Annotated in this window: 13 protein-coding genes and 2 pseudogenes; 8 read left to right on the forward strand and 7 right to left on the reverse strand. The window is 63.6% G+C overall.

Annotation, left to right across the window (positions count from 1 at the left end; translation table 11 throughout):
* Window positions 1–45: 45 nt before the first annotated feature.
* Together K289_RS0104490 and K289_RS0104495 are read right to left on the reverse strand one after the other, a co-directional pair.
* Window positions 46–1,734, reverse strand: a complete 1,689-nt coding sequence (locus K289_RS0104490) for a SulP family inorganic anion transporter (RefSeq protein WP_027550394.1) — start codon at window positions 1,732–1,734, stop codon at window positions 46–48.
* A gap of 148 nt (window positions 1,735–1,882) precedes the next feature.
* Window positions 1,883–2,293, reverse strand: coding sequence for a hypothetical protein (locus tag K289_RS0104495; protein WP_027550395.1), 411 nt, complete (start codon window positions 2,291–2,293; stop codon window positions 1,883–1,885).
* Window positions 2,294–2,414: 121 nt separating this feature from the next.
* Here K289_RS0104495 and K289_RS0104500 point away from each other — a divergent pair, with 121 nt between their 5' ends.
* Complete coding sequence (locus K289_RS0104500) at window positions 2,415–3,239, forward strand: DUF4239 domain-containing protein (RefSeq protein ID WP_156917790.1); 825 nt, start codon at window positions 2,415–2,417, stop codon at window positions 3,237–3,239.
* 243 nt (window positions 3,240–3,482) lie between these two features.
* Window positions 3,483–3,974, forward strand: a complete 492-nt coding sequence (locus K289_RS43865; protein WP_027550397.1) for a septal ring lytic transglycosylase RlpA family protein — start codon at window positions 3,483–3,485, stop codon at window positions 3,972–3,974.
* A 142-nt stretch (window positions 3,975–4,116) separates the two neighbouring features.
* Here K289_RS43865 and K289_RS0104510 read toward each other — a convergent pair whose 3' ends face one another.
* The 4 genes and pseudogenes from K289_RS0104510 to K289_RS0104525 form a co-directional block, all read right to left on the reverse strand.
* On the reverse strand, window positions 4,117–5,034 hold the full coding sequence (locus K289_RS0104510; protein WP_035683806.1) for an MBL fold metallo-hydrolase: 918 nt from the start codon (window positions 5,032–5,034) through the stop codon (window positions 4,117–4,119).
* Window positions 5,035–5,123: 89 nt separating this feature from the next.
* Window positions 5,124–5,306: pseudogene (locus tag K289_RS48415) on the reverse strand (NAD(P)/FAD-dependent oxidoreductase); the annotation flags it as partial.
* Between the two features lie 201 nt (window positions 5,307–5,507).
* Window positions 5,508–5,665 (reverse strand): annotated as a pseudogene (locus K289_RS48420) (helix-turn-helix domain-containing protein); the annotation flags it as partial.
* 229 nt (window positions 5,666–5,894) lie between these two features.
* The gene (locus K289_RS0104525; protein WP_027550400.1) at window positions 5,895–7,058 is read right to left on the reverse strand and encodes a mandelate racemase/muconate lactonizing enzyme family protein; all 1,164 of its coding nucleotides are present in this window, start codon (window positions 7,056–7,058) and stop codon (window positions 5,895–5,897) included.
* A gap of 134 nt (window positions 7,059–7,192) precedes the next feature.
* On the opposite strand from K289_RS0104525, the gene K289_RS0104530 reads away from it, so the two are divergent.
* On the forward strand, window positions 7,193–8,086 hold the full coding sequence (locus tag K289_RS0104530) for a LysR family transcriptional regulator (protein WP_027550401.1): 894 nt from the start codon (window positions 7,193–7,195) through the stop codon (window positions 8,084–8,086).
* 232 nt (window positions 8,087–8,318) lie between these two features.
* On the opposite strand, the gene K289_RS0104535 is transcribed toward K289_RS0104530, so the two are convergent.
* The gene (locus K289_RS0104535; RefSeq protein ID WP_027550402.1) at window positions 8,319–10,058 is read right to left on the reverse strand and encodes a methyl-accepting chemotaxis protein; all 1,740 of its coding nucleotides are present in this window, start codon (window positions 10,056–10,058) and stop codon (window positions 8,319–8,321) included.
* Window positions 10,059–10,366: 308 nt separating this feature from the next.
* On the opposite strand from K289_RS0104535, the gene K289_RS0104540 reads away from it, so the two are divergent.
* The 5 genes from K289_RS0104540 to K289_RS47670 all read left to right on the forward strand — a co-directional run bounded on the left by K289_RS0104540 (window position 10,367) and on the right by K289_RS47670 (window position 17,736).
* Window positions 10,367–11,749, forward strand: coding sequence for an ethanolamine ammonia-lyase subunit EutB (locus K289_RS0104540; RefSeq protein WP_027550403.1), 1,383 nt, complete (start codon window positions 10,367–10,369; stop codon window positions 11,747–11,749).
* A 174-nt stretch (window positions 11,750–11,923) separates the two neighbouring features.
* On the forward strand, window positions 11,924–13,510 hold the full coding sequence (locus tag K289_RS0104545; RefSeq protein ID WP_027550404.1) for a B12-binding domain-containing radical SAM protein: 1,587 nt from the start codon (window positions 11,924–11,926) through the stop codon (window positions 13,508–13,510).
* A 5-nt stretch (window positions 13,511–13,515) separates the two neighbouring features.
* Window positions 13,516–14,334, forward strand: coding sequence for an ethanolamine ammonia-lyase subunit EutC (eutC, locus tag K289_RS43870; RefSeq protein WP_051310493.1), 819 nt, complete (start codon window positions 13,516–13,518; stop codon window positions 14,332–14,334).
* 169 nt (window positions 14,335–14,503) lie between these two features.
* Window positions 14,504–16,870 carry an RND family transporter gene (locus K289_RS0104555; protein ID WP_027550405.1) on the forward strand — a complete coding sequence of 789 codons (2,367 nt, stop codon included), beginning with the start codon at window positions 14,504–14,506 and terminating at the stop codon, window positions 16,868–16,870.
* 74 nt (window positions 16,871–16,944) lie between these two features.
* Window positions 16,945–17,736 (forward strand): class I SAM-dependent methyltransferase, encoded by a 792-nt coding sequence (locus K289_RS47670; protein WP_051310486.1) that lies wholly within the window; start codon window positions 16,945–16,947, stop codon window positions 17,734–17,736.
* Window positions 17,737–17,753: the final 17 nt, after the last annotated feature.

The following is a 17,753-nucleotide window of genomic DNA, read 5'->3' on the forward strand; positions in this document are numbered from 1 at the left end:
AGCTTGGCACACGTCCGATTGATCCAGATCAATGACTGGGTCTGCCTACCGTTGCGCCGCCCGCAGATAGGTCTTCAGGGCCTGGCGTAGTGTCGGGAGGATCCATGTTTCATGTTCCGGCCGGTAGAGACCGGCTTCACGAAACCACTCGAGAAATTCGGCCTTGCGCCCGGCGAGTATCAGGGACGCTCCGCGCGCTTCCAGCTTTTCCCGCAAGTCGCGAAGCGCATACAGGCCGGTCGTGTCGATCTGGCTGACTGGAATTGCATCAATCACAAACCATCGAAGGTCCGGGCCTGCGGCCTCGGCTACCGCAAGCGCCCTCATCTTGAAGTAATCGGAATTGAAGAAGGTCAGCGGGCCATCGAAGCGGTAGAGCACGAGACCCGGAAACGTTCTGGCGTTCGGATGTCGTTCGATCGAATGCAGACCGGGAAGCCCTTCGACTGTTCCCAGGACTTCGTCCCTCGGCCGTGCGGTCAGCTTGACGAAGCGGACCAGGGCCAGCCCCACCGCGATGAGGATTCCGTTGATGGCGCCCAGCGCGACCACTCCCAGCGTAGTGATCACGGCGAGGCCGACCTCGGTTCGATCGATGCTCCAGATTTCGCGTAGCGTTCGTATGTCGAAGAGCGAAATTGAAGCGAAAACAAGCAGCGCGCCCAAGGCAGCAATCGGCACGTATCGCAAGGGGCCCGTCAAAAACAGCAACACTGCGGTGATCGTGACCGCAGCGACCAGGCCGGTCACCTGGGTGCGGCCGCCGGCTGCAACGGCTACCGCCGTGCGCGAGTCGGCGCCAGTTACGGCGAATCCTTGAGACAAGGCTGAGGCGAGATTCGCAGCACCAAAGGCTGCCAATTCACGATCAGCGTCGATCTCGTACCCACCCTTCGACGCAAAGCTGCGCGCCGTCAGCATGCCGCTCGAAAACAGCACGAGCGCGAGCCCCGCCGCGCTGCCGAGGAGGGATGGTATGTCGTCTTCTGGAAATCTGGGCCATCGCAACGGCGGCGCACCCCCAGGAACCGGCCCCAGAATCGCTACGCCATACCGGTCGAGCCCGAACAGGGCGACCGCAGCGCCGGCGGCGATCAATATGATCGGAGCAGTCGGAAGTCGCGGCACCCAGCGCGCCAGCCCAAACAATATTGCCAGGCTTGCCGCTCCCACGATCAGCGTCGGAACCTGCGTCTGGGGAAGCTTGGCGAAGATCTCGAGCAGTTGCGGAATGATCCTTTTGGATTCGATGGAAAAGCCGAGAAGCTTGCCGGCTTGCCCGAGGCAGATCGAAATTGCGACGCCATTCAAAAGTCCGACAAGGATCGGCTTGGAGAGAAATTCCGCCAGCGCTCCGAGCCGGAAAAAACTCGCTGCAATGCAGAACATGCCGGCCAGAAACGTAACTGCAACCGACAGCGACCAGTATAATTCGGCATTTCCACCCGCAAGCGGAGCTACCGCGGCGGCGACCATGGCGCACACCGCGGCATCGGGATTGACGATCATCTGCCGTGAAGTGCCGAAGATGGCGTACGCGACCAGCGGCAGAATGCTCGAATAAAGCCCCACGACGGGATTGAAGCCCGCCAGCTGCGCGTAGGCGATCGCGACCGGCAACGCCACTGCGGCAACAGAGACCCCTGCCAACAGATCATGCCGAAAGTCTTCGGCAAAACTGTAGGACAAGAGCTTTGTCAATCCGGGTGCAATACGCGTCAGACGGTCAATCATGCCGGATCACGGGTAGAGATGCGCCGGGCGCAAGCCACGCAAGTCTAGCTGCGCGGGCAAACCTCCGCCAGTGGCCCTTCGCCGACTTGCCAGGGCGAGCTGATCCGAGGACGAAGCACGACATGGCGGGCCAAGATGCGAAGACTGTTCAGTACCGTCTCAGCAGACCGCGCGCCACGCTGGTATCGCCATAATCGGCGCAGGCCTCTTTCGGGTTCTTGATCAAGTGCGCCTGAAGTCGCTTGGACGTTTTGCTCGCCGCCTCGAGCACTTCGGGGCGGAATTTACCTGGATCGTAAGCCTTGCCATCGTGGGCCTTTATGGCGGCGGCATAGGCGTCGATCATCGCCATCGCGGCATCAGTGCTGCCGAGAAGTCTGGCGCCGAGTTGAACGCCGCCGGCACCATTGACCTCGAAGCCGGCGCATCGTTGTTCGAGCACCGCGGCTGCGGTGACGAGTTGGTCGAGGAACGTCGCCTCGGCGTCGGTGAGCACTGCGCGCGCTTGTCCCGGCACGATCATCGCGAGCAGCGCGACGACTGGCAGTTTGATTTCCATGGTCGCGGTTCTCCCTGCGGCCGGAGAATGGTCTCATACGCGCCCGCATTTAGACAAGTCCGCATAATCGGGGCTAGGATGGATCGACCGCTCTTCGTGAAGGACTGGCGCGGCGCTCGTATTGTCTGGCGATCGTGCGCGCGATCTCAGCTTGGTCACCGGGATGGTGGGGGCATTCGCAGATATGATGAATCTATTGATTTCGTTGCTTGTGTTCGCACTGATGTTTGGCGGCGCCCTGGCTGGGATGGCCGTTCGGAAATTGTTGTCGGAACATCACTTGCACTCGGACTCCAGGGACGTCGTAAAGTTGACCGCGGGCCTGATTGGTACGCTGACCGCACTCGTACTTGGTCTGTTGATCGCGTCCGCAAAAACGACGTTCGACCAGAAGGAAAACCAGGTCAGGCAGTTGACCGCAACGATCATCCTGCTGGACGATCTGGTTACGCAATACGGGCCGGAAGCAACCTCGCTCCGAAAACTCCTGCGGCAGAGCATACCACCGATGGCTGATCGCATTTGGCACGAGCAAGCGAACTCAACCGGGAAACCCACGCGCTTCGAGCCCAGCGTAGAGGCGTGGGCATTCTATAGTGAGCTCGAACGGCTGTCGCCGAACAACGATATGCAACGTTCCCTGCAGTCTCGCGCTATTGCGGCTTTCACGGAAGGTGCGCAGATGCGACTGCGGTTATTCACGCAGGTCGGCAGTTCGATACCGACGCCTTTTCTGGTCATTGTGGTGTTTTGGCTAAGCGCGATCTTCGTGAGCGCCACCCTTTTTGTGCGGACGAATGTGGTCGTCATGATCTCGCTGTTTGTATGCGCGCTGTCGTTTGCCAGTGCGATCTTTCTGATCTTGGAGCTGGATGATCCCTTCACGGGACTTATGGGGATTTCGAGCTCGATATTGCGGAGTGCACTCTTACCGCTGGTCTCGTGAGACCCGGTGGTCGAGACATTCGCGCGTGGTTCTTCGCGGTCATGCTGCTGACGCAATCTCTGTCTTAGACGGCGATAACCAAAACACTGCGCAGGGAGCGCTCTGGTTCCCGCAACGGTTCCGTAGCCAAGGGGTTGGCTCGAATCCGCAAAAGCTTGGCGCAAGTTCCTGAACGCTTCCGCGTTCGCTTGACCATGTTTTGCGGCATCGGGAACCGGACGATCGAAAATCAAAGGAGATATAATGGTGTTCCGCTCGAGCGCCGCAATTTGCGGCGCTGTGGTTGCGCTTGCCGTTTCTGTTACCGTTGCTCGAAGTGAAGCAGGTGGAATTCATTCAAGCGCTGTCGTCAATGCCGCCTCTGGGGATGCGATCGTTGGCAAAGCTTCCATGTACAATCCGTTCAAGCCGGGCAAGGAGGAGGGCGGCCCGAGTACCGCCTCCGGCGAGCGATATGATCCCTCCGTCTGGGCGGCTGCCATCAAGACGAGTTTGCGTCAGAAATTTGGTGGGGTCCAATTTGGCGCGAAGCCGAAGTTTGCCCTCGTCGAGGCCGTCGGCAAGAAGGTCATCGTCAAGATCAACGACGTGGGGCCGCTAAGACCTGGCCGCATCATTGACCTCAACGAGCGGACGATGCGCCATTTCGATCCAAGCCTGCAACTCGGCGTGATTTCTGATGTAAGAGTTATGCCGCTTTCCGGCGACTCTTGGATCCCCGGACCGGTTGGTTGAACATCGTAAGCGAAAGAGGTGCAGCACGGCCGACCTGGACAGTAAATTCGGTCGGGACCGCAATCGGCAGCGCGGAAACCAGGGCGTGAACTCATCAACGCTATGAGTGCGCGCCCTAGTTCGACCCTAGCTCAACAAGCGGTCAGTAGTCCCAGAAGACCGGCACCCAACGAAAGGCGTCACCCTCAACTGCCACCCGGCCAACGGACGGGAACGGAAGGTGAGTGGCCACCAGCATCTCGCCGGTCTCAGCAAGCTCTCGCAAAAGACGGACCCGAACGCGCGCCGCCTCCTCGGGGTCGTGTTCGAAACCGTTGTGCCAGTCGGGTTGGTCGAAGCCGACAGCAAACACGGCGTCGCCGGCGAACGTCAGCGCGTCGCCGCCGGATGCTACGCGAACCACGCTGTGGCCGGGGGTGTGACCGCCGGTGCGACGGACGACGACGCCCGGCGCAACCTCGTGCTTCTCATCGAACTGCCGCAGCTGACTGCCGTACTCCTTCACGAACCGCTTGGCGGCCGACCGGAGTGCATCCGGGAAACCCTGCGGCATGTTGGTGTGAGTGAAATCAGGCGACTCCCAGAATTTGACCTCGGCGGCCGCCACGTGGATCCGCAGGTCTTTGCGCAGCCGCTCCTTCACCCCGTCGACGAGCAGCCCGCCAATGTGGTCCATGTGCATGTGGGTCAGCACGAGGTCGGTCACGGACGCAAGATCGATGCCGGCGGCTTCCAGTCGTTTGATCAACTGTCCGGCCCGCGGCAAGTTCAGGTTCGGGTCGGACCCCAGTCCAGCGTCGATGAGGACGGTCTTGCCGCCGCTACGGACCATGACGGAATTCAGCGCCCAGTCGAAAGCGTCCGATGGCAGGAACATGTCGTGCAGCCAGGTCGCCCGGTCGGCCGGGGCGGCGTTGTGCGCCAACATGGTGGTTGGCAGCGGCAGCACGCCGTCGCTGACCACCAGCACGTCAATCTCGCCGACCTGCACTGCGTAGCGCGACGGAACGAGCTCTTCGGGTTTCGATGCAACGGGGTCTGAGGTGTTGTGCAGGTTCATGTCTGTCTCCTGTTTCAATCTGGCTTCTGGCTGATCGTGGTTGACCGGGTCGCGCAGCCAGGCAACGCGGCCGTCATCGCCTCGCGGCTCTAGCGGCTGGTCACGCGTTCCGGACCGGCCGAGCTGAGCGCAGCGGCGCGCTCGGCTTTGGGCGGATAGATCCAGACGGTGTCGATTTCCTGCTTCGTGTTCTTGGCGACGTCGCCGACCATCTCCACCTTGCGCTCGCGCGTGAACAGCGCGCCGGCCTCGCCGAGATCGAGACAGGTGCGCGCAGGCGGGCGGAGGAGAGGGCGGCGTACATGCCGACAAAGCGCCGTTGCGACGGCTTTCCGGCGCGGTGCAATTGCAAGATGCTTCCAGTCCATCGTTTGTCTCCGTCCGAATGGGGTGGACTTGCGATGTTTAGCGAACCAGATATTCGACCGCCCCAGAGCGATTGCCGTCCCTGTAGAGAAATTGCTGCTAACGCGGCGCCTCCGCCAATCGCTCGGCGTTTCGCCCGTCAGCTCTTGAATGCTGCAGCGAAGGGGGTCTGCGAGGAGTAGCCAAGCGCCGCGGCTATCGAGACAACCGACTCGTCGGTTTCCCGCAGCATGTTCATGGCCTCCTCGAGCCGATGTTGGCGCAGTCAGGCATGCGGCAGCGGGCCATTTCCACATCGGCGGGAGGCCGGTCAGCGATCAACGACGCGCGCTGCTGCCTGATCGGATCTATGAGTGCACGCCTAGTCCGTGGAGGGGGCGAGGGCAGGAAGTTCGGTTCGGCTTTCAACGTCTGCTTGGAGAACCAGACCGACCGATGGTCGGATGGACAATGCAGATGCGGCCTTTAAGGCCGCATGTCGCATGTCAGGGAGCTCATTCAGCCAGTTCGCGCATGACCTTGATCAGATCCGACTTGCCTTCGAAGCCGATTCCCGGAAGCTCGGGCATGACGATGTGCCCGTTCTCCACCTTCACGCCATCCGGAAACCCACCGTAGGGTTGGAAGAGATCCGGATAGCTCTCGTTGCCGCCGAGCCCGAGTCCGGCGGCGATGTTCAGGGACATCTGGTGGCCGCCGTGCGGGATGCAGCGCGACGGCGACCAGCCGAATTGATGAAGCACGTCGAGGGTGCGCAGGTATTCGACCAGACCATACGACAGTGCACAGTCGAACTGGAGCCAGTCGCGGTCAGGCCGCATCCCGCCGTAGCGCAGAAGGTTGCGCGCATCCTGGTGCGAGAACAGGTTTTCGCCGGTCGCCATCGGGCCGGGATAGAACTCCGAGAGCGCCGCCTGAAGCGCATAGTCGAGCGGATCGCCGACTTCCTCATACCAGAACAGCGGGTACTGGCGGAGCATCTTGGCATAGGCGATGCCGGTCTCGAGATCGAAGCGACCGTTGACGTCGACGGCCAGCTGCGCCTCCGACCCGATCTCGGTCAACACAGCTTCGATGCGGCGCTGATCCTCGTCGATCGTCGCGCCGCCGATCTTCATCTTGACGACGTTGTAGCCGCGATTGAGATAGCCGCGCATTTCGGCCCGCAGCGCCGTGTTGTCCTTGCCCGGGTAGTAGTAGCCTCCGGCGGCGTAGACGAAGACACGGGGATTGGCTTCGCGTCCCTTCTGCTCGGCGAGCAACCTGAACAACGGCTTGCCGGCGATCTTGGCCGTGGCGTCCCAGATCGCCATGTCGAGCGTTCCGACCGCGACCGAGCGCTCACCGTGGCCGCCGGGCTTCTCGTTGCTCATCATCACCGCCCAGAGCTTGTGCGGATCGAGGTTGTCGCCGGCGTCGTTCAGGATGCTCTTGGGATCCGCTTCGAGGATGCGATTGCGGAAGCGCTCGCGGATGAGCCCGCCCTGGCCGTATCGGCCGTTCGAATTGAAGCCGTAGCCAACGACGCGCCGGCCAGCACGTTCGACGTCGGTCACCACCGCGACGAGGCTGGCGGTCATCTTCGAGAAGTCGATGTAGGCATTCCGTATCGGCGATGAGATCGGCTTGGTGATTTCGCGGACGTCGACGATACGCATGGTGTTCTCCTGTCTTCGCTCTGACCGAGGGCTCAGAGGGCTGCTCGTTGGGGAGCTGCGCGGATGGGTACTGCTGGACAGGGCTTATTGGCCAATGCCATGATCGGTTCGGCTGATGCGCAAACGGCATCGACATGGATCTCGACTGGCTCAAGGACTTCTCGGCGCTCGCGGAACTGAAGAGCTTCTCGCGGGCGGCGGACGCGCGGAACGTGACGCAACCGGCTTTCAGCCGGCGGATTCGCGCGTTGGAGGACTGGATCGGAACACCGCTCTTCGTGCGTGGCGCCCAGGGGGCAAGCTTGACGCCTGCGGGAATCCACTTTCAGCCCCTGGCCGAAGAGATGATCCGCAGCCTGGAGCGGGCGCGGCGCGACACCCGGTCCGTTGGCGAGCGAAACACGGTCGCGCTGTCCATGGCAGCAACACACGCGCTTTCATTTACGTTCTTCCCTCAATGGATTCGGAACCTCCGCTTTGAGAGGCTCGGAGCTCTCAGCCTGATCTCGGAAAGCATGGAAGCTTGCGAGCAGATCATGGTGAGCGGGGAGGTCCACTTCCTGCTGTGCCACTATCATCGGGAGGCGCCGACCCGCTTCGAGCCCGACCGCTTCCAGAGCATCCGGATCGGCGACGATCGGCTAGTGCCTCTGTGCGCGCCTACCTCCGATGGTCGACCGGCATGGCCTTTGCCCGCCTCTCCTGCTCGTCCAGTACGACTGCTCTCATACAGTCATGCCTCCGGCCTCGGCCGCATCCTCTCAGCCCATCAGACAGGCGACAATGCGCTGGCAAACCTGGAGACCGGCTTCACGTCGCACCTCGCCGCGACGTTGATGACCATGGCCCGCGAGGGTCATGGTGTCGCCTGGCTCCCGCAAACGCTCGCAAAGGACGATGTCGAGCAGGGGCGTCTCGTCCGCGCCGGACCTGAGCAATTGGACATACCAATAGAGATCAGACTGTTCCGGTCACCCGACTGTCGAAATCAGACGGCCGATGAGCTGTGGCATGCCTTGGCGGGCTAACAGCACACCCCTGGAGGGCTGGTTTAAGGAGGAGTTCAGGGCGGGAGGGCTGGGTTCGGGGAGGTGTACCGCCGCCATGATGGCATTGTGCTGGTGTTTTGCCCGACGTGTCAAACGTCGCGAGGTCGCCGAGGGCGTGGCGCCCAGCAGACAATCCTACTTTGCATGGGGTTGTTTTCGAAATTTTTGTGAGGGCGAGCCCACCGCCAACTTGGCGGCGGTGGACGCGCTGCTATCCCGCCTTGGCAACGCGGCTGTCTGCCGCCCCTGAGCGCAAGTTCTGGAAGAACTTCTCCACCTCGCGCGACAGTGTCTCCGCGGTTGCGGTCAGGCTGCTCGCCTGCGTCAGCACGGAGGCTGCCGCGGTGTCGGTCTCGCCGATGGCGTCGCGCAGCGAGGTGATGTTGGCGACGAGGGTCTCGTTGCCCTGCGCCGCCGATTGCGCGTTGGAGGAGATCTCGCGCGTGGCGGAGTCCTGCTGGCCGATGGCGCCGGCGATTGCCGAGGTGACCTCGTTGATCTCGCGCACCGCGCCGCCGATCTCGCGCACGGCCTCCACCGCGTTGCGTGTCGAGGCCTGGATCATGCTGACGTTCTCGCTGATCTCGGCGGTCGCCTTCGCGGTTTGCCCTGCGAGCGCCTTCACCTCATGCGCGACGACGGCAAAGCCGCGGCCCGCGTCACCGGCGCGGGCGGCTTCGATCGTGGCATTTAGCGCGAGCAAATTGGTCTGCTCGGCGATCGCCTGGATCAGGTTGAGCACGCCGTCGATGCGCTGCGTGGCCGCCGCCAGGCTCTCGATCTCGGCGATCGATTTCTCGGTGCGCTGGCCGGTCTGCTCGACGGCGCCGGCGGACTGCCGCACCTGGCGGCCGATCTCCTCGACGGACGCCGACAGCTCCTCGGCCGCTCCCGCCACCGCAGTGACGTTGTGCGAGGCCTGCTCGGTGGCGTTCGCTGCCGTGCCGGCGCGGCTGCTCGCGTTTGCGGTGACGCGCGTGATCGTCTGCGCGGTCTCGCGCATGACGGAGGCGTTGTCGGTGAGGCCGCGCATGACCGCGCCGATCGCGTCGCGAAACGCCTCGACCGATGTTTCGATATGGCGCGCACGCTCTTCGCGCGAGGCGGATTCCTGCGAGACCTGCGAAGCGAGATTGCGGTTGCGGCCCATGGCCTCCTGGAACACCTGGATCGCACGGGCCAGCGCGCCGATCTCGTCTGCCCGCTCCGTGTGCGGCACCGTAACGTTTTGTGCGCCGTCGGCGACCTGCTTGATGGTTGCGGTGATCGCCGAAAGCGGACGGGCGATCGAGCGGGCGATGATGATGATGCCGATGACGACCAGCGCCAGCGCGAGACCGCCGAGGCAGGTCAGCACCAAGGACAGCCTGCGGTTGGTCTCGGTCTCCAGCGAGATCTGCTTCGCACGCTCGGCATAGACCTTGGAGAGCGCTTCGAGATCCTTGTTCAGGGCCGACCGCACGGAGCGGTTGGCGTCGTTGTCGCCCCATTCGCGGCCTGCGGCCGGGCTGATCTCGTTGGCGCGGCGGACCAGCTCCTGGCGGAATTCGACGAACTGCTCGATGCGCTTCTTGAAGGTGGCGAACTGATCGGCATCGTCGGCCTTGACGATGGTCTCCCACCGCTTGACCACGTCCAGGATCTGCGCATTGAACTTGAGCAGGCCTTCGCCGTATTTCTTCACCACGGCCGGGTCGGTCGACATGTAGACGCCGCGGGATTCCATCACCACGGCATAGACCAGCGAGTTGACGCGCTCGACGTTCAGCGCGGCCGCGTTCGCCGTCTCGATCGCGGCGGTCAGTTCGGCGCTGCGGCGGCTGTTGTAATCGGACAGCATCGCGATTCCCGCCGTGAGCAGGGCAAACAGCGCGAAAATCGCATAGAGCTTGGTCGCAAGCGTGAAACGGCCTGCCAAGCCGGCGGCATTCCCAGATCGGTCGGTTGTCATGGTGTCAGGGGCCCGAAGAGGCCGTCGATGGCCGGTGAGCGGGGGGCGTGTCAAATTGATGCAAAACTATGCAGAATGAAGATGGATGCAGCGTTAACGCGACGGTCCCTTGCATTCGCCTTTGGTCGAAGGAAAATCGAGCTATTTCATTGCCTTGGTCTCACCGGCGAGTCCGTGCGAGGATCGGGAGGCGTGCCGCAAGCATCGGCGTGCCTGGCGGGCGCCGAGCGCGTATGTCCTGACGCCAGGACCGCCTTCAAACGATCGATTTGGAGTCGGCCATAGGCCGACAAACCCCGGAGGGGCATTTGGTCTACCGCCACACCATCGACGCCACGACCTATACCTTCCCCGACCTGCGCGACCTCCTGGCCAAGGCCACGCCGCCGCGCTCCGGGGACCGGCTGGCCGGGATCGCGGCCGACAGCGCCGAGCAGATGATCGCGGCGCGGATGGCGCTCGCCGACGTCCCGCTCGGGCAATTCCTCCAGGAGGCCGTCATCCCCTATGAGTCCGACGAGGTCACTCGCCTCGTCTTTGACAGCCATGACACGACAGCCTTTGCGCCGGTGGCCTCGCTCACGGTCGGGGCCTTCCGCGACTGGCTGCTGTCGGATGCGGCGACGCCCGAGGCCCTCAATCGACTGTCGCGCGGCATCACCCCGGAGATGGCGGCCGCCGTGTCGAAACTGATGCGCAACCAGGACCTGATCCTGGCGGCGCGGAAGTGCGAGGTGACCACCGCCTTCCGCAACACCATCGGCCTCAACGGACGGATGAGCACGCGGCTCCAGCCCAACCATCCCTTCGACGACGCCAGGGGCATTACCGCCTCGATCCTCGACGGCATCCTGCTCGGCGCCGGCGATGCCTGCATCGGGATCAACCCGGCGAGCGACGACCCCGCCGTCATCGCGCAGCTGTTACGATTGCTCGACGAGATCATCGCCCGGCTCAAGATCCCGACCCAGGGCTGCGTGCTGACCCACGTCACCACGACGCTGTCGCTGATCGGGCAGGGGGTGCCGGTCGACCTCGTCTTCCAGTCGGTCGCGGGCACCGAGGCCGCCAACCGCAGCTTCGGTATCGATCTCGCCTTGCTGAAGGAGGGGCAGCAGGCCGGGCTGTCGCTTCGGCGCGGCACGGTCGGGCAGAACGTGATGTATTTCGAGACCGGGCAGGGCTCGGCGCTGTCGGCCAACGCCCATCATGGCGTCGACCAGCAGACCTGCGAGGCGCGCGCCTATGCCGTCGCCCGCGCCTTTGCGCCGCTCCTGGTCAACAGCGTGGTCGGCTTCATCGGCCCGGAATATCTCTATGACGGCAAGGAGATCATCCGGGCAGGGCTCGAGGACCATTTCTGCGGCAAGCTCCTCGGCCTGCCGCTCGGGGTCGACATCTGCTACACCAACCATGCCGAGGCGGACCAGGACGACATGGATAATCTCCTGACGCTGCTCGCTGCCGCCGGCGTCACCTTCATCATGGGGGTGCCTGGCGCCGACGACGTCATGCTGAACTACCAGTCGACCTCCTTTCACGACGCGCTCTATGTCCGTGACGTCTTCGGCCTGCGCCGCGCGCCGGAGTTCGACGACTGGCTGGTGCAGTCGGGCATTGCAGGGGCCGATTTCCGGCTTGCCGCGGACGCAGCCCTGCTGCCCGATTTTGCTTCCCGGCTGATCGCGTGAGCGTTCGCCGGCACAGAAATGCCACCGATCGGCAATGAACCAACGAAACCATTGGCGCGTCTTACGAATTAGACTGGTGCCACAATATTGAGGAATTTCGGTCGCAGCGTTACGGTATGTGTCTGACCGTTCATTCTGCACCATTTGTAGAACGTGGTTGTTGGGGGAAGTTCGATGCGCGCTAAGAGCAACGGAACGATCCGGCATATCCTCTGCGTCTTCCCGCGCTACACATCATCGTTCGGTACGTTCGAGCATTCCTATCCGCTGACGGACGGGGTGAAGGCATTCATGCCGCCCCAGGGACTGCTGCTGATCTCCGCCTATCTGCCCAAGGAATGGCAGGTCAAATTCGTCGACGAGAACCTCCGCCGCACGACCAAGGAGGAGTTCGAGTGGGCCGAAGCCGTCTTTGTCAGCGGCATGCACATCCAGCGCCAGCAGATGAACGACATCTGCCGTCGCGCCCATGAGTTCGATCTGCCGGTTGCGCTCGGCGGTCCCTCTGTCAGCGCGTGCCCCGACTACTATCCGTCCTTCGATTATCTCCATGTCGGCGAGCTTGGCGACGCCACCAACGAGCTGATCGAAATCCTGTCCCGCGACACCTCCCGTCCCCCGCAGCAGGTGGTGCTGACGACCGGGGATCGCGTGCCAATGACGGAATTTCCGATTCCGGCCTACGAGCTCGCTGACGTGAAGAAATACTTCCTCGGCAGCATCCAGTATTCCAGCGGCTGTCCCTATCAGTGCGAATTCTGCGACATTCCGGGCCTTTACGGCCGCAACCCACGTCTCAAGTCGCCGGAGCAGATCATCGCCGAGCTCGACCGCCTGCGCGAATGCGGCATGACCGACACGGTCTATTTCGTCGACGACAATTTCATCGGCAACCGCAAGGCGGCAATGGACCTCCTGCCGCACCTGATCGAATGGCAGAAGAAGACCGGCTATGTGGTGCGGCTCGCCTGTGAGGCGACGCTCAACATCGCCAAGCGGCCCGAGATCCTGGAGAAGATGCGGGAGGCCTATTTCATCACCATCTTCTGCGGCATCGAGACGCCCGATCCCGACGCGCTGAAGGCGATGCACAAGGACCACAACATGATGGTCCCGATCCTGGAGGGCGTGCGCACCATCAACTCCTACGGCATGGAGGTCGTGTCCGGCATCATCATGGGACTGGACACCGACAAGCCCAATACGTCCGATGCGCTGCTCGCCTTCGTCGACGAATCCCAGATCCCGCTGCTCACCATCAACCTGCTTCAGGCGCTGCCGAAGACGCCGCTATGGGACCGGCTGCAGCGGGAAGGGCGCCTGATCGAGGACGAGGGCCGCGATTCCAACGTCAACTTCCTGCTGCCCTATGACGACGTCGTCGCTTCCTGGAAGCACTGCATGGAGGTCGCCTACGAGCCCGCCAAGGTCTATGCGCGCTTCCAGTATCAGTGCGACCACACCTATTCGAACCGCCTGAAGGTGCCCGTGCCGGACGAGATGAAGGCCTGGCCCAACATCAGGCGCGGTCTTGTCATGCTCAGGAACATCTTCTGGAAGGTCGGGGTGCTGGGCAGCTACAGGCGCGTGTTCTGGAAGTTTGCGCTCGGGCGCATCAAGCGCGGCGATCTCGAAGGCCTGATCGCCTGCACATTGGTCGCGCATCATCTCATCACCTTTGCGCGTGCCGCCTCCAGCGGAAAGCAGAACGCCTCGAACTACTCGCTGCGGCTGCGCGAGGCTGCCGTTCCCGCCGAGTGAGCGACATGCCCGATCCGGTCGTTCCGGCCCGCGCCACGTGCGATCTGCGCGCCGCTACGCCTGCGCGCGTCGCGCTCGGGCGCAGCGGCGCAAGCCTGCCGACCGGGCCGCTGCTCGATTTCACGCTGGATCATGCGCGCGCCCGCGATGCGGTGCATGCCGCTTTCGATGCGGCGCGGCTGGTCGCCGAACTCCGCGAGCTCGGCCTCGCGCCCGCCGAGGTGATGAGCCGGGCGGTCGATCGCGGGGAGTATCTGCGGCGGCCGGATTTGGGGCGGCGGCTCGATGCTGCGTCCGCCGAGGTGTTGGCGCGCACCGCCACGGAGCCGGGCCGACTTGCGATCGTCATCGGCGACGGTCTGTCGCCGACCGCGGTGCACGCGCATGCGCTGGCGCTGATAAAGAGCCTGTTGCCGCGGCTCGCGGCCGAGGATGCCGTCGCGATCTGCCACGTCGTTGTCGCCTCCGGCGCGCGGGTGGCGCTCGGCGACGAGATCGGCGCCATCCTGGGGGCAGGCATGGTCGTGATGCTGATCGGCGAGCGGCCGGGCCTGTCGGCGCCCCACAGTCTCGGCGCCTATCTGACCTTCGCGCCGAAGCCGGGGCGCACCGATGCCGAGCGCAACTGCGTCTCGAACATCCACCAGGGCGGGTTGAGCTATAGCGAAGCGGCCCACAAGATCGCCTGGCTCGTCCGGGAGGGCCTGGCAAGGGAGGTCACCGGGGTCGCGCTGAAGGACGAGAGCGCCGACCGGGCGCCGCGTCGAATTGGCACAGCCTCGCCCGGAGGAACGGAATCGGGGGCCAAAATGTCCTCATCTTGATCGGTTTGGCCGACTTGCGGCTGCTTGCGAGACCATGGTTGGACCTGCTAAACCCCGTGCCGCGATTTTCCGCGCGTTTTCAAAGGCCTCCCATCAGTATGGCGTTTTCAGGCCGTTCGCGGGGCGCAATAAGCTCATAACCCGAGCCGACTCAGGAACTGGACAAGGCATGCTCGAAAAGCACAGCGAGAGTGAGGTTCATGTCGACAAGGTCGAGCAGGGACCCGCGTCCTCCATCGCCTTCGGGCTGGAACGTATCGGGCTGATCGCCGTCCGGGCGCCGATCGTCTCCTGCCTCATCCTGGTCGCGTTGATCGTCGGCGCCGTGTTCGGCATCCAGCGAATCAAGATCGACGATTCGCTGTCGCAGCTCTTCCGCTCCAACAGCCGCGAATTCCGCCAGTACGAAGAGGTGACGAAGAAGTTCCCGGCCGAGGAATTCGACGTTCTCGTCGTGGTTGAGGGCAAGAACCTGCTGGCGCGGAACAACCTCGAGAAGCTCCGCGACTTCGTCACCGACCTGCAGCTGGTCGAAGGCACGCGCGGGCTGGTCTCGTTGTTCTCCGCGCGCCAGGCGCCTGCGCCGGGCAAGCTGCCGGCGGCACTGTTCCCGGGCGAGCTGCCCGAGGGCGAGGCCTATAACAAGTTCATCGAGACCGTCAAAGCCAACGAGATCATCCGCGGCAAGCTGCTGTCGGAGGACGGCACGCTCGCGCTGATCGTGCTCTCGCTCGATCCGGATGTGGTCGCCTCCAGCAAGCTCGGCAAGACCGTCGGCGACATCCGCGCGCTGATGAAGGAGGATCTCGGCGAGACCGGCCTCAACTTCCAACTCTCCGGCGTGCCGGTGATGCAGCTCGAGATCCGCAATGCGGTCGAGCGCGACGGGCTCACCTACAACATCCTCGGCATTCTCGCCGGCTGCATCATTGCCATCATCTTCTTCCGGAAAATCTCGTTCATGGTGGCGGCGGCGTTCCCGCCGATGATCGCGATTCTGCTGGCGCTCGGCGCGCTCGGCTGGGCCAACTTCAATCTCAACATGTTCCTGAACGTGATGACGCCGCTCATCATGGTCATCAGCTTCTCGGACTCGATGCAGCTCACCTTCGCGGCGCGCGACCGGCTGATCGCAGGACAGGACAAGTTCACCGCGTTCAAGAACGCGGTGCTGGTGGTGGGCCCGGCCTGCGTGCTGACGCACGGCACCGCCGGCATTTCCTTCATCGCGCTCCAGTTCTCCAACTCCGACCTGATCCGCAAGTTCGGCGAGGCGGGCCTTGCCGCGACCATCATCGCGCTGGTTGCGGTGCTGTCGCTGGTGCCGGTGTTCGGCGTGCTGCTCGTGCGCAACGAGAAGATGTTTGCCGTCAAATTCCAGAGCGCCGATGCCGGCGTGCAGGCGCTGCGCAATTTCTGCTACTGGATCGCGGTGCGCATGGTGGGCCGGCCCGGCCTGTTCAGCCTGATCGCGGTGCTGTTCGTCGGCAGCCTCGGCGTCATCTACGCCAATCTCGAGCCGCGCTACCGGCTCGCCGACCAGGTGCCGGACAAGCGTCAGGCGGTTGCCGCCAGCGACCGGCTCGACGCCAAGCTGACCGGCGCCAACCCCGTCAACGTGCTGATCCAATTCCCCAAGGGTGAATCGCTCTATTCGCCGGAGACGCTGCAGACCATCGCGGACGTGCACGCGACCGTGGAGAAGGCCGCTGGCGTCGGTAACGTCTGGTCGCTCGAAACCCTGCGCCGCTGGCTCGCGGAGAAGGCCGGCAGCGCCGACGTCGCAACGCTGAAGGAATATGTGAATCTCATCCCCGAGCATCTGGTGCGGCGCTTCATTGATGCCAAGCAGGACGCCGTCGTGGTCGCCGGCCGCGTGCCGGACAAGGATTCCAGCCAGCTCCTGCCGATCGTCGACAAGCTCGATTCCGAGCTCGACGCCGTCCGCAAGAAGCATCCCGGCTACGAGGTGGCAGTGACGGGTCTTGCCGCCATTGCCGCACGCAACTCGGCCAGCATGATCGAGAAGCTGAACCGCGGTCTCACCGTCGAATTCGCGCTGGTCGCGATCTTCATTGGCCTGGCCTTCCGCTCCTGGGTCGTGATGCTCGCCTGCATCCTGCCGGGCATCTTCCCGGTGGTGATGTCAGGCACGGTGCTGTGGGCGATGGGCGAGGGCCTGCAATTCGCCAGCGTCGTGGCGCTCACCGTCTCGTTCGGCCTCGGCCTCAGCGCGACCATCCACTTCCTCAACCGCCTCAGGCTGGAGAGCAAGCCCGGGGTCTCGTCCGCGCTCGCGGTCGAGCGCGCCACCGTCCTGGTTGGTCCTGCGCTGATCCTGACCACGGTGGTGCTGGCTTGCGGCCTCGTCGTGACTGTGTTCTCCGACCTGCCATCGCTGCGGCTGTTCGGCTGGCTCAGCGCCTTCTCGATGGTCATGGCCCTCGTGGCCGACCTCTTCATCCTGCGGCCGACGGCGATGTGGCTGATCAACCTGCATGAGAAGCTGCAGGGACCGGACAAGCGCGCGATCTGAGCGGGCTTCATCCATCGGACATGGAATCGGCGCAGTCTGAACGACTGCGCCGAAATCCACCCCGGGGATACGCCATGCAGACGACGCGGTACGACAGCTCTGTCGTGGCGTTTCAGCAGAAGCGAGGTGGCGATTCAGCCGCCTTTTTCGTGCCGTTCCTGACGGCGGACATGGTCCTGCTCGATGCGGGCTGCGGGCCCGGGACCATCACGGCGGACCTCGCGGGGATTGTCGGCAAGGCGGTGGGCATCGATATCGAGCCGAACGCGATTGCGGCCGCCAACCGGCTTGCGGCGCGTTCAGGCCTGACGAACCTGACCTTCATCGAAGCCGACATGACCGCGCTTCCGTTTGACGACGCATCCTTCGAAGCGGTGTTCTTCCACGCGGTCCTCTATCATCAGAGTCCTCCGAAGCTGACGCGGACATTGGCGGAAGCGCGACGGGTGCTGAAGCCGGGCGGGGTGCTTGGAACGCGTGACGCCGATGTCGGTGGCAACATTCTCCATCCCGAACTCGACGGCGTGAGGCTTGCGCTCGATCTCTGGCAGCGCTGGTACGAGCATGAGGATCCGGCGGCGCTTCACTTCGGCCGGCGGCAAAGCTCCATCCTTCGCACCCGCGCCTTCACCCCGGTCTGGGCCGGCGCGAGCTACGTCAACCACAGCGCGGACGCGGTGAGCCGGAAGGAGGCGGTTGCCGATGCGAGGCGCAGCCTGCTCGCTCTCGGGCCGCAGCTTGTAGGCAAGGGACTTGCCACGGACGACGACATTCAGGCGGCGCTTGCCGGCTGGGACGCCTGGGGAAGTGATCCGGACGCAGTCTATTTCAGATGCCGCTGCGAATGCGTCGCCCGCAGGGATTGATCCAGCGGCGTAGCGCG

Source organism: Bradyrhizobium sp. Cp5.3 (assembly GCF_000426265.1).
Taxonomy (GTDB): Bacteria; Pseudomonadota; Alphaproteobacteria; order Rhizobiales; family Xanthobacteraceae; genus Bradyrhizobium; species Bradyrhizobium neotropicale.

Coding starts and splice junctions, on each gene's coding strand:
- K289_RS0104545 (WP_027550404.1), top strand. CDS start 11,924: ATGCGCGCTAAGAGCAACGGAACGATCCGGCATATCCTCTGCGTCTTC.
- eutC (WP_051310493.1), top strand. CDS start 13,516: ATGCCCGATCCGGTCGTTCCGGCCCGCGCCACGTGCGATCTGCGCGCC.
- K289_RS0104530 (WP_027550401.1), top strand. CDS start 7,193: ATGGATCTCGACTGGCTCAAGGACTTCTCGGCGCTCGCGGAACTGAAG.
- K289_RS47670 (WP_051310486.1), top strand. CDS start 16,945: ATGCAGACGACGCGGTACGACAGCTCTGTCGTGGCGTTTCAGCAGAAG.
- K289_RS0104555 (WP_027550405.1), top strand. CDS start 14,504: ATGCTCGAAAAGCACAGCGAGAGTGAGGTTCATGTCGACAAGGTCGAG.
- K289_RS0104525 (WP_027550400.1), bottom strand. CDS start 7,058: ATGCGTATCGTCGACGTCCGCGAAATCACCAAGCCGATCTCATCGCCG.
- K289_RS0104495 (WP_027550395.1), bottom strand. CDS start 2,293: ATGGAAATCAAACTGCCAGTCGTCGCGCTGCTCGCGATGATCGTGCCG.
- K289_RS43865 (WP_027550397.1), top strand. CDS start 3,483: ATGGTGTTCCGCTCGAGCGCCGCAATTTGCGGCGCTGTGGTTGCGCTT.
- K289_RS0104535 (WP_027550402.1), bottom strand. CDS start 10,058: ATGACAACCGACCGATCTGGGAATGCCGCCGGCTTGGCAGGCCGTTTC.
- K289_RS0104510 (WP_035683806.1), bottom strand. CDS start 5,034: ATGAACCTGCACAACACCTCAGACCCCGTTGCATCGAAACCCGAAGAG.
- K289_RS0104490 (WP_027550394.1), bottom strand. CDS start 1,734: ATGATTGACCGTCTGACGCGTATTGCACCCGGATTGACAAAGCTCTTG.